Genomic DNA, 12,205 nt, shown 5'->3' with positions numbered 1-12,205 from the left:
TACGTGAAGTACCGCGAGACGTTCGACCACAACGTGCTGGTCGAGGACGTATGGATCCCCACCCGGGACGGGCAGACGCGGCTGCACGCCCGCATCTGGCGCCCGGCGGACGCCGAAACCGCCCCCGTCCCCGCCCTGCTCGAATACCTTCCGTACCGCAAGAGCGACTGGACCGCCCCGCGCGACGCGCAGCGTCACCCCTGGTACGCCGGGCACGGCTACGCCTCCGTACGGGTCGATCTGCGCGGCAGCGGCGACTCGGAGGGCGTGATGCTCGACGAGTACACGGCGACCGAGCTGGCCGACGGCGTCGACGTCGTCAACTGGCTCGCCCGCCAGCCCTGGTGCACCGGCAAGGTGGGGATGTTCGGGATCTCCTGGGGCGGCTTCAACTCGCTTCAGATCGCCGCCCTCCGCCCCGCCCCGCTGAAGGCGATCGTCACCGTCTGCTCCACCGACGACCGTTACGACAACGACGTCCACTACACCGGCGGCGCCGTCCTCGGCATCGACATGCTCGCGTGGGCCGGGACCATGCTCGCGTTCACCGCCCGCCCCCCGCACCCCACTGCCGTCGGCGAGGACCGCTGGCTGCCCATGTGGCGGGAGCGGCTCGACGCACTGGAGCCGTATCTGCACACCTGGCTCGCCCACCAGGAGCGCGACGACTACTGGCGGCACGGCAGCGTCTGCGAGGACTACGGCGCGATCGACGCCGCCGTACTCGCGGTCGGCGGCTGGGCCGACCCGTACCGGGACACCGTGCTGCGCCTGCTCGAGCACCTCGACGCGCCCGTACGCGGGCTGATCGGCCCCTGGTCGCACCAGTACCCGGACCGGGGGCTGCCGCCGGGCCCGGCGATCGGCTTTCTCCAGGAGACCCTGCGCTGGTGGGACCACTGGCTCAAGGACGAGCCGACCGGCGTGCTGGACGAGCCGATCCTCCGCGCCTGGATCAACGACCCCGTGCCGCCCGCCACCTCGTACGAGACGATGCCGGGCCGCTGGGTCGGCGAGGACTCCTGGCCGTCGCCGTCCGTCGGCTGGGACGAACGCCCCCTCGGCGGCCCGGCCGACGAGCCGGTGATCGTACGCTCGCCGTCGCACACCGGGCTGGACGCCGGCCGCTTCTTCCCCTTCGGCAACGCCACCGATCTGCCGCCCGACCAGCGCGCGGAGGACGGCCGTTCGGTCTGCTTCGACTCGGCGCCGCTGGACGAGCGGGTGGAGATCCTGGGCCGCCCCCGGGTACGGCTGCGGCTGGACAGCGCCACCCCGCGCGCCCATGTCATCGCCCGGGTCTGCGATGTGGCGCCCGACGGCTCCTCCACCCTCGTCACCCGTGGAGTGCTCAACCTGCTGTCCCGGAAGGGGCGGGAGCAGGCGGTGGAGTGGCGTCCGGGCACGTACGAGGACGTGGAGTTCGAGCTGAACGCCACGGGATACGCCTTCCCGCCCGGACACCGCGTCAGGGTCGCCGTCTCCGACGCGTACTGGCCGTGGGTCTGGCCGCACGGCGAGCGCGGCCGGCTCACCGTACGGCCCGGCGAGAGCACCCTGCTGCTGCCCGTACGGGACCCGTCCGACGACACCTCGCGGGCGCCGATCACCTTCCAGGAGCCCGAACAGGCCCCGCCGCTCCCCGTGACCGTCGACCCGCCCGCCGAGCCCCGCCCCGAACGGACCGTCACCCACGACGTGGCCACCGGGGAGTGGGTGCTGGAGGTGGACCCCAACTACGGCGGCTCCCGCACCTATCCGGACGGACTGCGCTACGAGGAGAGCGCCCGCGAGACCTACCGCATCCGGTCCGGCGATCCGCTGTCGGCCGTGGCAAGCTCTCGGTGGACCATCCGGCTGCGGCGCGGGGACTGGGACGCGGAGGTCGTCACGGCCATGGAACTGCGGGCCACGGCCGAGGAATTCATCATGGACAGCAGCATCGAGGCACGGGCGAACGGAGAGACAGTGGCCACGCGCACATGGCACCGCACCACACCGAGGACGTCCGCGTGACGTCCGGCTCCGAACGCCGCGCGCCGCGCCGCGCCGTCGCCGCCTCCGCCCGCACCCGGCAGCCCACCGAGGTGCGCCGCCGGCTGATCGTGGAGGCCGCGGTGCCGCTCATCGCGGAGCGCGGCACCAAGGCGGTGGGGGTGCGTGAGGTGGCGGCCGCGGCCGGGGTGTCGGTCGGCACGGTCACGTACCACTTCGAGAGCGTGCAGGAAGTCCTCTCCGAGGCGATGGTCCTGCACATCGAGCGCTACTACGCCGCGCTGAGCGACGCCGCGGGGCAGGCCACCAGCGGGGCCGAGGGGCTGCGGCTGCTCATCGACGCGCTCTTCACGGAGGACACCGACCGGCATTGGCGGATGTGGTTCGACTACTGGAACGCGGGCGAACGGGACCAGACCTTCGCCCGCGGCCAGGCCGAGCGGTACGAGAGCTGGCACGGCGAGATCCGGGCCCTGGTGGAACGGGGCCGCGCCGAGGGCGACTTCCACTGCGACGACCCGGCCGACTTCGCCCACCGCTTCTCCGCCCTGGCCGACGGCCTCGCCCTGCGCCGGCTCCGCCAGGTCCCGGCCCTGAGCGTGGCCGACGCCCGCCGCCACCTGCGGCGCCTCGTGGACGCGGAGCTGCGGGGCTGAGGCGTGCGCGCCGTCCGGCGCAGGTCACCAGCCCACGGGGCCGTTCGGGTCGAAGAAGCTGCCGCTGGGACGGTCCGCCGGGAGCGTGGCGGCGCGCACGACGACCTTCGAGCCCTGTGCTGGATGCCTCGTTCCGAGGTTGTTGTTCAGATCGGTGGCGATGCGGCAGGAATGCCTGCGTGACGCGCAGAGCCCCGTAGAAGTTCACCTCGAACGTGCGCTGGGGCACCGCGTTCCGCCGCGTGGTCGGCTCCTCGCCCAACAATTTCGCGATACGGCACATCGCGCGGTCACGGCGCTAGATGGTGCTCGAGGCCGCCGACGATTCCGCGTCGAGGCCGGTGAGGAAGGCGGTGAGGACGCGGCGCAGGCGGGGTTCCACCTCGACGATGGCGTGGCCGAGGCGGGGGTCGGTCTCGTAGAGCTCCCGTAGGCGCGGGCCGGGGGTGGCCATCTGCCAGAGCGCCCCGGCCAGGCTGGTGGCCGTGGCGACGAGGTCGACGGTTTGTGGCTCGGTCAGGCCGAGCAGCCGCCGCAGCTCGCCGCCGATCAGCTCGATCTCCCCGAGCGTCACCAGTTTGAAGTCGCGCACCGAGTCGATCGACACATTGCGTTCGAGGTTCATGGGCGCCTGGGCCAGCAGGTCGCAGAAGGTCGGCCGGGCCGCCAGCGTGGTGGCGACGGCCTCGGCGACCTCCGGGGCCGTGGCGTGCGTCCTGCGTTCGAGATCGGCGCGCAGTTCGGCGGACCACTGCCGCCAGCCCTCCGCGGTGAGCATGAGGAAGATCTGCTCCCGCGTCTCGAAGTAGCGCAGCAGGGCCGACTTGTGCATCCCCACGGCCCCGGCGATGTCGGTGAGGGTGATGTCCCGGACCCCGCGCTCGCGGGCGAGGGCACGGGCCGCGTCCAGGATCGCCTCTTCCCGTGCCTGCTTGGCCTGGGTGCTGCGGGCGCGCTGGAAGGCGGGCGTAGTCATGCCGGACATCATAGGAACCTTTAAGAGAACGGTGTTGCGTAAATAAGAGAACGGTGTTGTACTAACGGTATGAGTTCACAGGTTATGGGTTCACAGGTCTGGTTCATCACCGGTTCGTCGCGCGGTCTCGGCCGTGCCCTGGTCACCGCCGCACTCGAGGCCGGTGACCGCGTCGTGGCCACCGCCCGCCGCCCCGAGGCGCTCGCGGAGGAGTTCAAGGAGTACGGCGACCGCGTCCATCCCCTCGCACTGGACGTCACCCGCCCCGAGGCGGCGCGCGAGGCCGTCGAGGCGGCGCTCGCCCGCTTCGGGCGCATCGACGTGCTCGTGAACAACGCGGGATACGCGAATGTGTCGCCCATCGAGACGTCGGACGACGAGGACTTCCGCGCCCAGTTCGAGACGAACTTCTGGGGCGTCTACCACGTGACGAAGGCCGCGCTCCCCGTGCTGCGGCAGCAGGGATCGGGCACCGTCGTGCAGATCTCCTCGATCGGCGGGCGGGTCGGCGGATCGCCGGGCATCGCCTCCTACCAGGCGGCCAAGTTCGCGGTGGACGGCTTCAGCCGGGTCCTCGCCGCGGAGACCGCGCCGCTCGGGGTGCGCGTCATGGTCGTCGAGCCGAGCGGTTTCGCCACCGACTGGGCCGGTTCCTCCATGACGGTCCACCCGATCCCCGACGCCTACGACGCGACCGTCGGGGAGATGAATCGGCGGGTGCGGCAGAGCACGGACGGGGCGGCCGGGGATCCTCGGCGGGCCGCCGAGATCATCGTGCGGACCGTCCACCGCGGCGAGGTGCCGAGCCATCTCCCGCTGGGCGTGAACGCGGCGACCATGGCGCGGGACTACTCACGGGGCCAGCTCGCCGAGGTGGCCGCCTGGGAGAAGGTCGGCCGCTCGGCCGACTTCGGCGAGCCGTACCCGGCGGAGCTTCCGGCCGGGGGCGCGGCCGACTAGGCTCGCGCCTTCCCGTTCGCGCGCGGGCCGGCGGGCGTACCACTTGGCCGGGCGGCGGGAGATTCCTGCTTGCGCGGCGCCGTGTGCGATTCCCGCGTGGGTGGCTGCGCGTGTGCGATTCCCGCGTGGGCGGCTGCGGGTGGCGTCAGCGTGCGAACTTTTCGATGGCCTCCGGGGTGACGGGGGTGAAGAAGTTGACGAGGTTGCCGTCGGGGTCGCGGAACAGCAGCGACCGGTTGCCCCAGGGCATCGTGGTGGGCTCGGTGACGAAGTCGGTGACGAAGCCGGTCAGGTTCTGGTGCACGCGGTCCACGTCGTCGACGAGGAACTCGGTGATCACGCTGTGGTTGTCCGCCGGGCGGGCAGAGCCCGGGGCGAACAGCGGGACGGTGCGGGTGCCGGCGATCGCGAGGGTCGCGCCCGCGGTCTTGAGTTCGGCGAAGTCCTCGGTGGCCCACACCGCCCGCGCCCCGGTGGCTCGCTCGTAGAACTCGACGAGGCGTGCGACGTCGCTGGTGATGATGCGGATCGAGACGAAGTCCATGGGAATCTCCTTGGCTGTGCTGGAGGCGTGCACGTCGCAGGCTAGGGGAAATAGTGGACAGAATCGGTCCTGTATCCGCGTTAGGCTGCGAACATGCCACGACCCACCGGCCGCGTGCTGACACTCCTGGAGCTGCTGCAGTCGGGCGGCACCCGGACCGTGGCCGAACTCGCCGACCGTCTCGGCGTCCAGGGGCGCACCGTGCGGCGGTATGTGGACCAGCTGATCGACCTGGACGTGCCCGTGGAGTCGGTGCGCGGCCGCTACGGCGGGTACCGGCTGGCTCCCGGGTACCGCCTGCCTCCGCTCATGCTCAGCGACGACGAGGCGCTTGCCGTGCTGCTCGGCCTGGTCGCCGGCCGCCGGGCAGGGCTGACGACGGCGGAGCGGACGGCGAACGAGACGGCGTCAGCGAAGATCCGGCGGGTGCTGCCCCAGCACATCGCCCGCCGGCTCGACGCACTCCTGGAAGCTCTCGCCTTCACGGATCAGCCCGGCGAGTTGGACCATCCGGACGCCGGGCTCCTGCTCACCATCGCCGATGCGGTGCGCCACCGCCGACCGGTCTCGATCCGCTACACCGACCGCGACGGACGGCGCAGCGAACGCACCCTGCACGCGTACGGGATCGTCGCCCATGCGAGCCGGTGGTACGTCACGGGCAAGGACGCCCAGCTCGGCGAGGACCGAACCTTCCGGCTCGATCGCATCGCGGACGCGAGGGCCCTGCCCGGCTCATTCGAAGCGCCCGTGGGTCCCGGTCCGGCACAGCGCGTGCTGTCGGGATTCGCCACGGCCGAGTACCGGCATGAGGTGACCCTGCGGATCCACGGGACGGTTGAGCAGATCCGCGCGCACCTCCCCGCCGGCGTCGCGAGCCTGGAGGAGCACGAGCCCACGGCCGACCAGGACCCGGCGGCCGAGCACTGGCTGCGCGTCGAGCTACGGGCGCAGCAGCTCGACTGGCTGCCTCGCGTACTCGCCTCACTCGACCGGCCGTTCGTCATCGAGCGCCCCGATGAACTGCGCGACCTCGTCACCGCGCTCGCCGATCGCCTCACGTCCTGCGCCCGCCAAGTCTGACAGCGAGGACTTCGCCCCGCGGCTGACGAGCCTGCTCGAAGCGTGCGCGGTGGGACTCGGCGGCGAGACGTGATGGCGGAAGCCGGTCAGGCTCGGACCCAGGCCCAGGCCCAGGCCCAGGTTCAGGCCCAGGTTCAGGCTTGGACGCGGCGGATCGCGCGCCCCGCGAGGACGTCCGTCCGCCGCCCGTCCTCGATGACGGGACGGCCGTCGATGAGGACGTGCGGGATGCCGGTCGGCAGGGTGCGCGGGGCCTCGAACGTCGAGCCCGCCGCGACCGTCTCCGGGTCGAAGAGGACGAGGTCCGCCCGGTAGCCCTCGCGGATCCGGCCCCGGTCGGGGAGGCGGAGGCGGGCCGCGGGGCGGCTGGTCAGATGGGCCACGCACTCCTCCAGGGTGAGGACGCCCAGCTCACGGACGTAGCGGCCCAGGTACTGCGGGAAGGTGCCGTACGCCCGGGGGTGCGGCTTGGCGCCGTTCAGGATGCCGTCGCTGCCGCCGGTGTGAGCCGGGTGCTTCATGATCGCCTGGACGTTCTCCTCGTGCCCGACGTGCTGCAGGATCGTCGGGCCGAGGCGGTCGTCCAGGAGGAGGCGGCGGGCGGTGACCCAGGGGGCCTCGGCTCGCTCGCGGGCGCTCGCGGCGACCGTCTTGCCGACGTACTCGCCGAGGGCCGGGTCGTTCACACCCGAGATCTCGATCGTGTCCCAGTTGATCGGCACCCCGTGGCAGCCGTCCGCCCCCTCTTCCTCCATGACCTGCCGGACGCGCTCGGCCTCGGCGTCGTCGCGCAGCCGCGCGAGGGCCGCGTCGGGGCCGCCCTCGGCCGCCCAGCTCGGCAGCATCGCGGCGAGCGTGGTGCAGCCGGGGAGATAGGGATAGGTGTCGAGGGTGATGTCGGCGCCGTCGGCGATCGCGGCGTCGAGGAGGGCGAGCAGCTCCGGGGCGCGGCCCTTGTTGAGGTCGAAGTTCATGGTGGCGTGGGCGAGGTGCAGCGCACAGCCCGCCTCCCGGCTGAGGGCCACCATCTCCTCGTAGGCGCGCAGGGCGCCGGCGCCGTACGAGCGGTGGTGCGGGCAGTAGTAGCCGTCGTACGCGGCCACGACCCGGCACAGCTCGGTGAGTTCGGCGTCGGAGGCGTACATCCCGGGGGTGTAGGTGAGCCCGGAGGACAGACCGACCGCCCCCTGCTCAAGACCCTCCGCCACCAGCGCCTTCATCCGCTCGACCTCGGCGGGCGCCGCGTCGCGGTCCGCCCAGCCGAGGGCGAGCATGCGGACGGTGCCCTGGGGGATGAGGTACGCGGCGTTGACCGCGATGCCCTGGCCGTCGAAGCCGTGGTCGAGGCGGTCCAGGAACTCGCCGACGGTGCGCCAGGTGAAGTCGATGTCGGAGCCGTCGCCGTTCCAGCCGGTGATGGCGGTACGGATCTGGGCGAGCGTGCGGTCGTCCACGGGCGCGTAGGAGAGCCCGTCCTGGCCGATGACCTCCAGGGTCACGCCCTGGGCGGCCTTCGCGGAGTGGTCCGGGTCGCGGAGCAGGGCGAGGTCGCTGTGGGCGTGCATGTCGATGAAGCCGGGGGAGAGGGCGAGGCCGTCGGCCTCCACGACCCGCCGCCCGGTCGGACGCGGCCCGGTGCCCTCGGGCACGATGGCGGCGATCCGGCCGCCGTCGACGGCCACGTCTGCCCGATACCGGGCCTGGCCGGTGCCGTCGATGACGTCCGCACCGCGGATGACCAGCTCCATGGGGTTGCCCTCTCTTCCTGCCGCCCGCGCCTGGGCGCGCTGTCCGTTTCCCCCCACCCGCCCGTACGTGAGCGGGCCCCTCCGGGTCCCCCCGCCCCCACCCCGGGCCTCACGGCCCGCGAGCCAGGCGATCTGTGCCCCGCCCCGCCGGGGGCCCCGGCCCGCCTCCAGACGCCTCAGCAGGGGCAGCGGCGGAGCGCCGCCGCCCGGGACTGGTGCGCCCCCGCCCGAGGGGGCCCCGTCCTGAGCCCCACCGGGGTTCGGGGCGGGGCGCCGGGAAGGGGCTGGGGGCGGGTCAGAAGAAGGTGCGGATGTAGTCCGTGACCGTGCCGTCCGACTCCGCCACCGGGATCAGCTGCCACTTGTCGAAGCTGGTGCAGGGGTGGGAGAGGCCCAGGGCCACCCAGTCGCCGACCTCCAGGTCCGTGTCGGCCGCGACCGAGACCCAGGCGTGCTGGTCGGAGAGGGCCGTGATGGTGAGGCCCGTGGCGGGGCGGGTGGTGGCGTCCCGGGCGGAGCGGATGAGCTGGGGTTCGGGCATGTCCAGGTCGTACGCCGCGTCCCGCTTGCCCGCGTTGAGGAACGCCTGGCCGGGTTCGGGGCGCGAGACGACCTGGGCCCACAGGCGGAAGGCCGGGTGCAGCTCGCCCTCCTCCGGGACGCGGTTGAAGGGGGTGAGGTGCCGGTAGTGGCCGTCGTCGTGGGAGACGTACGCACCCGAGCGCAGCAGCCTCAGCACCGGCCGCGACAGCGTCGGCAGCTCCGCGAAGACGTCCGCGACCGCGTCGAACCAGGCGCTGCCGCCCGCGCTGACGACCACCTCGTCCACGTCCTCGAAGCGGCCCGCCGCGTCGAAATCCGCCGCCAGCGCCGTGAGGCGGCGCAGCCACGCCCGTACCCGCTCGCCGTCCGGCTTCGGCACCTCGCCCTCGTAACCGGCCACCCCGACCAGCCGCAGGGTCCCGGCCGCCGCGACCGCGTCGCCGACCGCCGCGCACTCCGCCTCCGTACGGACCCCGGTGCGCGCTCCCTCGCCGCCGCCCAGCTCGACCACCACGTCGACCGGCCGCCGCGCGCCCGCCTCCCGCAGGGCCGCGTCCATCAGTTCCACGCCGCGCACCGAGTCGACGTAGGCGATGAAGCGGAAGTCGGGGTCGGCGTCGAGTTCGGCCGCGAGCCAGTGCAGGGCGGCGGCGTCGACGACCTCGTTGGCGAGGAAGATCCGCTGGACGCCGAAGGCCCGGTAGATCCGCACCTGGGTGGGGACGGCCGCGGTGATGCCCCAGGCCCCGTGCGCGAGCTGGCGCTCGAAGAGCTGCGGGGCCAGGGAGGTCTTGCCGTGCGGGGCGAAGGCGAGCCCATGGGCGGCGGCGTAGCGCTCCATCGCCACCAGGTTGTGCTCCAGCGCCTCGGCGGACAGCGCCAGTACGGGCGTGGTGAAGCCACCGGTGAACAGGGAGCGCCGCTCGGCGGCCAGCTCGCCGACCGTAAGGCCCTCGGCGTTCGGCGGGAGCCCCTTGAAGCGGTGGTCGACGCGCTCCCGCGCGAGGGCGGCGACGGCCTGGTCGCGGTGGTCGGTGGCCATGGAGCGCCTCCATAACGATTCCGGTTGCAATCCCTGCAACGTTCATTGCGCATAACGCTTAGCGCTGTCTAACATCCCGCCCAGCACCGGGTCAACGGTGTGCGGCCGACCCCCATCCGTCCATCCACGAGGAGCGAGACCAACCGTGTCCCCTCTCCCCAGCGGCGAAGCCGTCGATGCCGTCGATACCGCTGTCGATGTCGTTGACGCCGTCGATGTCGTTGACGTCGTCGACGTCTTGTGTCTCGGCGAATCGATGGTGACCTTCGTGCCGTCCCGTCCGGGCCGGCTGGCGGATGTCCCCTCCTACGCCCGGGGCATCGGCGGCGCCGAGTCCAATGTCGCCTGTGGCCTGGCCCGCGCCGGGCACAGCGCACGCTGGATCAGCCGGGTGGGCACGGACGGCTTCGGCGAGCACCTCGTACGGGAGATCGCGGCCACCGGCGTGGACACGGCGTACGTCCAGCGCGATCCGCGCCGCCCCACCGGGATCTACTTCCGTACGGCGGGGGAGCGCGCCGTCGGCTCCGAGCCGGTCGACGGGGACGGCGCCGCCGCCGCCCCGGAACCGCTCGCCGAGGTGCTCTACTACCGGGCCGGATCCGCCGCCGCGGCCATGTCCCCCGCGCTCATCCCCCGGGAGCGGGCCTGGTCCGGCCGGGTGCTCCATCTGACCGGGATCACCCCGGCCCTCTCCGCCGACTGCCGGGCGCTGATGCGCCAGCTGACCGCCCGCGCCCCCGGCCGTCCCCTCGTCTCCTTCGACCTCAACTACCGGGTCTCGCTCTGGCGGAGGGAAGAGGAAGAGGGCACCGGCGGCGAAAGCGGCCCCGCCGTGCTGCTCGACCTCGCCCGCCGCTGCGACCTCGTCTTCGTCGGCGAGGACGAGGCCGAGGCGGTCTGGGGGGTGCGCGGCCCGGAGGCCATCCGGGCGGCGCTGCCCGAGCCGGAGACGCTGGTCGTCAAGCAGGGCGGCACCGGGGCCACCGCCTACGCCCGCCGCCCGGATGGCGACGGCGCCGACGATGTCACCTTCGAACCCGCCCCGCGCGTCGACGTCGTCGCCGCCGTCGGCGCGGGCGACGCCTTCGCCGCCGGCTTCCTCTCCGGCACCCTGCGCGGACTGCCCGTCGCCGAACGGCTGCGCCACGGCCACCTCATGGCCGCCGCCGCGCTCACCGTCCCCGGCGACCTCGGCTCCCCGCCCTCCCGCGCGCACGCCGACCACCTGGTGGCACTCGATGCCACGCGGTGGGGCACACTGCGATTCGGCCCCGGCTGGACAGATCTGCCGAGTCCCGCCGAAAAGTGGGCCGAGACCGCAGCGGTGGAGGTACCCGACCCATGAGCCAGACCGTCGACCGAGCGCTGAGCATCCTGCCGCTGCTGGCGGAGGGGCCGGCCAATCTGGAGCAGGTCGCCACGCGGCTGGGCGTGCACAAGTCGACCGCGCTGCGGCTGCTGCGCACCCTCCATGAGCACGGCATGGTCTACCGGCAGCAGGACCAGCGCTACCGCCTCGGCGCCCGCCTCTTCGCGCTCGCGCAGGAGGCGGTCGAGAACCTCGACGTACGCGAGATCGCCCACCCCCATCTGGCGGCGCTCAACGAACGCTGCGGGCACACCGTCCACCTCGCGGTGTACGAGGAGAACGAGGTGCTCTACATCGACAAGGTGGAGAGCCGCTACCCGGTACGGATGTACTCGCGGATCGGCAAGCCCGTGGCCATCACCGTGGCCGCCGTCGCCAAGCTGCTGCTGGCCGATCTGCCCGGACCCGAGCGGCGGACGCTCGCCGAGCGGCTCACCTACCCCGCGTACACGTCCCGTTCGACGCCCAACGCCGCCGCGTTCCTCAAGGAACTGGCGACCGTGCGCGAACAGGGCTGGGCCACCGACTTCGGCGGCCACGAGGAGTCGATCAACTGCGTCGGGGCACCGATCCGGGGAGCGGACGGACGCGTCGTCGCCGCCTGCTCGGTGTCGGCGCCGAACGTCGTCGTCAGCGCCGATGAACTCCTCTCCCTGCTGCCGCTGGTGCGCCGCACGGCGGAGGAGATCAGCCGGGAATACTCGGGCGGCGCCCCGGTGTCCCACGACGCGGCGCAAGCCCCCTCGCACGACCCATCGCACGAAACCCCCGAGAAGAGAGCCGAGGAGACCTCCTCATGACCGAGAAGCTCCAGAAGACCGCGATCACCCCGGCCACGCACACCACCCCGCCCGCCAAGTTCTCCCACGGCGTGAAGAAGGGGAACATCCTCCAGGTCGCCGGTCAGGTCGGCTTCGGCCCCGCCGTCCCGGGCCAGGCCCCCACCCCCGTCGGGCCCACCCTGCGCGAGCAGACCCTCCAGACCCTGCGCAATGTGCAGTCCGTGCTGGAGGAGGGCGGCGCGAGCTGGGAGGACGTGATGATGATGCGGATCTACCTCACGGACACCGGCCACTTCGCCGAACTCAACGAGATCTACAACGAGTTCTTCGCCGACCTCAAGGAGGCCCCGGCCGCCCGTACGACGGTCTACGTCGGTCTTCCGGCCGGTCTGCTCGTCGAGATCGACGCCCTCGCCGTTCTGGGCTGACGCCCACGTCGGCCGGCCCCCAACCCCGCGGCGGGCGGGAGCTTTCCCCGCCCGCCGCGGGTTCCACCCCTGACTC

At 72.7% G+C, this 12,205-nt stretch carries 11 protein-coding genes; 7 read left to right on the top strand and 4 right to left on the bottom strand.

Features of this window, described 5'->3' with window-relative positions:
- Positions 1–3: 3 nt before the first annotated feature.
- Both NP777_RS38550 and NP777_RS38545 read left to right on the top strand, forming a co-directional pair.
- Positions 4–2,016 carry a CocE/NonD family hydrolase gene (locus NP777_RS38550; protein WP_256654839.1) on the top strand — a complete coding sequence of 671 codons (2,013 nt, stop codon included), beginning with the start codon at positions 4–6 and terminating at the stop codon, positions 2,014–2,016.
- On the top strand, positions 2,013–2,651 hold the full coding sequence (locus NP777_RS38545; RefSeq protein ID WP_256654834.1) for a TetR/AcrR family transcriptional regulator: 639 nt from the start codon (positions 2,013–2,015) through the stop codon (positions 2,649–2,651). The genes NP777_RS38550 and NP777_RS38545 overlap by 4 nt, the downstream gene beginning before the upstream one ends.
- 298 nt (positions 2,652–2,949) lie before the next feature.
- On the opposite strand, the gene NP777_RS38540 is transcribed toward NP777_RS38545, so the two are convergent.
- Positions 2,950–3,627: a TetR/AcrR family transcriptional regulator gene (locus NP777_RS38540; protein WP_256654833.1), complete on the bottom strand. Its 678-nt coding sequence runs from the start codon at positions 3,625–3,627 to the stop codon at positions 2,950–2,952.
- 84 nt (positions 3,628–3,711) lie between these two features.
- Between NP777_RS38540 and NP777_RS38535 the strand changes: the two genes are divergently transcribed.
- Positions 3,712–4,587 carry an SDR family NAD(P)-dependent oxidoreductase gene (locus NP777_RS38535; RefSeq protein ID WP_391858661.1) on the top strand — a complete coding sequence of 292 codons (876 nt, stop codon included), beginning with the start codon at positions 3,712–3,714 and terminating at the stop codon, positions 4,585–4,587.
- Positions 4,588–4,732: 145 nt separating this feature from the next.
- On the opposite strand, the gene NP777_RS38530 is transcribed toward NP777_RS38535, so the two are convergent.
- Positions 4,733–5,131 (bottom strand): VOC family protein, encoded by a 399-nt coding sequence (locus NP777_RS38530; RefSeq protein ID WP_256654831.1) that lies wholly within the window; start codon positions 5,129–5,131, stop codon positions 4,733–4,735.
- Between the two features lie 93 nt (positions 5,132–5,224).
- On the opposite strand from NP777_RS38530, the gene NP777_RS38525 reads away from it, so the two are divergent.
- A complete protein-coding gene (locus tag NP777_RS38525) occupies positions 5,225–6,214 on the top strand; it encodes a helix-turn-helix transcriptional regulator (protein WP_256654830.1) in 990 nt (329 codons plus the stop codon).
- A gap of 134 nt (positions 6,215–6,348) precedes the next feature.
- Here NP777_RS38525 and NP777_RS38520 read toward each other — a convergent pair whose 3' ends face one another.
- Both NP777_RS38520 and NP777_RS38515 read right to left on the bottom strand, forming a co-directional pair.
- The gene (locus tag NP777_RS38520) at positions 6,349–7,962 is read right to left on the bottom strand and encodes an N-acyl-D-amino-acid deacylase family protein (RefSeq protein ID WP_256654829.1); all 1,614 of its coding nucleotides are present in this window, start codon (positions 7,960–7,962) and stop codon (positions 6,349–6,351) included.
- A 295-nt stretch (positions 7,963–8,257) separates the two neighbouring features.
- Positions 8,258–9,547 carry an amino acid deaminase gene (locus NP777_RS38515; protein ID WP_256654828.1) on the bottom strand — a complete coding sequence of 430 codons (1,290 nt, stop codon included), beginning with the start codon at positions 9,545–9,547 and terminating at the stop codon, positions 8,258–8,260.
- A gap of 145 nt (positions 9,548–9,692) precedes the next feature.
- On the opposite strand from NP777_RS38515, the gene NP777_RS38510 reads away from it, so the two are divergent.
- From NP777_RS38510 to NP777_RS38500, 3 genes are read left to right on the top strand one after another with little or no spacing between them, the layout of a single operon-like run.
- Positions 9,693–10,895: a sugar kinase gene (locus tag NP777_RS38510; protein WP_391858660.1), complete on the top strand. Its 1,203-nt coding sequence runs from the start codon at positions 9,693–9,695 to the stop codon at positions 10,893–10,895.
- Positions 10,892–11,719, top strand: coding sequence for an IclR family transcriptional regulator (locus NP777_RS38505; RefSeq protein ID WP_256654827.1), 828 nt, complete (start codon positions 10,892–10,894; stop codon positions 11,717–11,719). The genes NP777_RS38510 and NP777_RS38505 overlap by 4 nt, the downstream gene beginning before the upstream one ends.
- Entirely contained in the window at positions 11,716–12,129 is a 414-nt protein-coding gene (locus tag NP777_RS38500; RefSeq protein ID WP_256654826.1) for a RidA family protein, read from the top strand. The genes NP777_RS38505 and NP777_RS38500 overlap by 4 nt, the downstream gene beginning before the upstream one ends.
- The last annotated feature ends 76 nt before the right edge of the window (positions 12,130–12,205 follow it).

This window comes from Streptomyces rugosispiralis, assembly GCF_024505145.1.
GTDB classification, from domain to species: Bacteria; Actinomycetota; Actinomycetes; order Streptomycetales; family Streptomycetaceae; genus Streptomyces; species Streptomyces rugosispiralis.
This window is presented reverse-complemented; position numbering and strand designations above follow the sequence as displayed.

Coding starts and splice junctions, on each gene's coding strand:
- NP777_RS38525 (WP_256654830.1), top strand. CDS start 5,225: ATGCCACGACCCACCGGCCGCGTGCTGACACTCCTGGAGCTGCTGCAG.
- NP777_RS38540 (WP_256654833.1), bottom strand. CDS start 3,627: ATGACTACGCCCGCCTTCCAGCGCGCCCGCAGCACCCAGGCCAAGCAG.
- NP777_RS38520 (WP_256654829.1), bottom strand. CDS start 7,962: ATGGAGCTGGTCATCCGCGGTGCGGACGTCATCGACGGCACCGGCCAG.
- NP777_RS38535 (WP_391858661.1), top strand. CDS start 3,712: ATGGGTTCACAGGTCTGGTTCATCACCGGTTCGTCGCGCGGTCTCGGC.
- NP777_RS38530 (WP_256654831.1), bottom strand. CDS start 5,131: ATGGACTTCGTCTCGATCCGCATCATCACCAGCGACGTCGCACGCCTC.
- NP777_RS38500 (WP_256654826.1), top strand. CDS start 11,716: ATGACCGAGAAGCTCCAGAAGACCGCGATCACCCCGGCCACGCACACC.
- NP777_RS38515 (WP_256654828.1), bottom strand. CDS start 9,547: ATGGCCACCGACCACCGCGACCAGGCCGTCGCCGCCCTCGCGCGGGAG.
- NP777_RS38505 (WP_256654827.1), top strand. CDS start 10,892: ATGAGCCAGACCGTCGACCGAGCGCTGAGCATCCTGCCGCTGCTGGCG.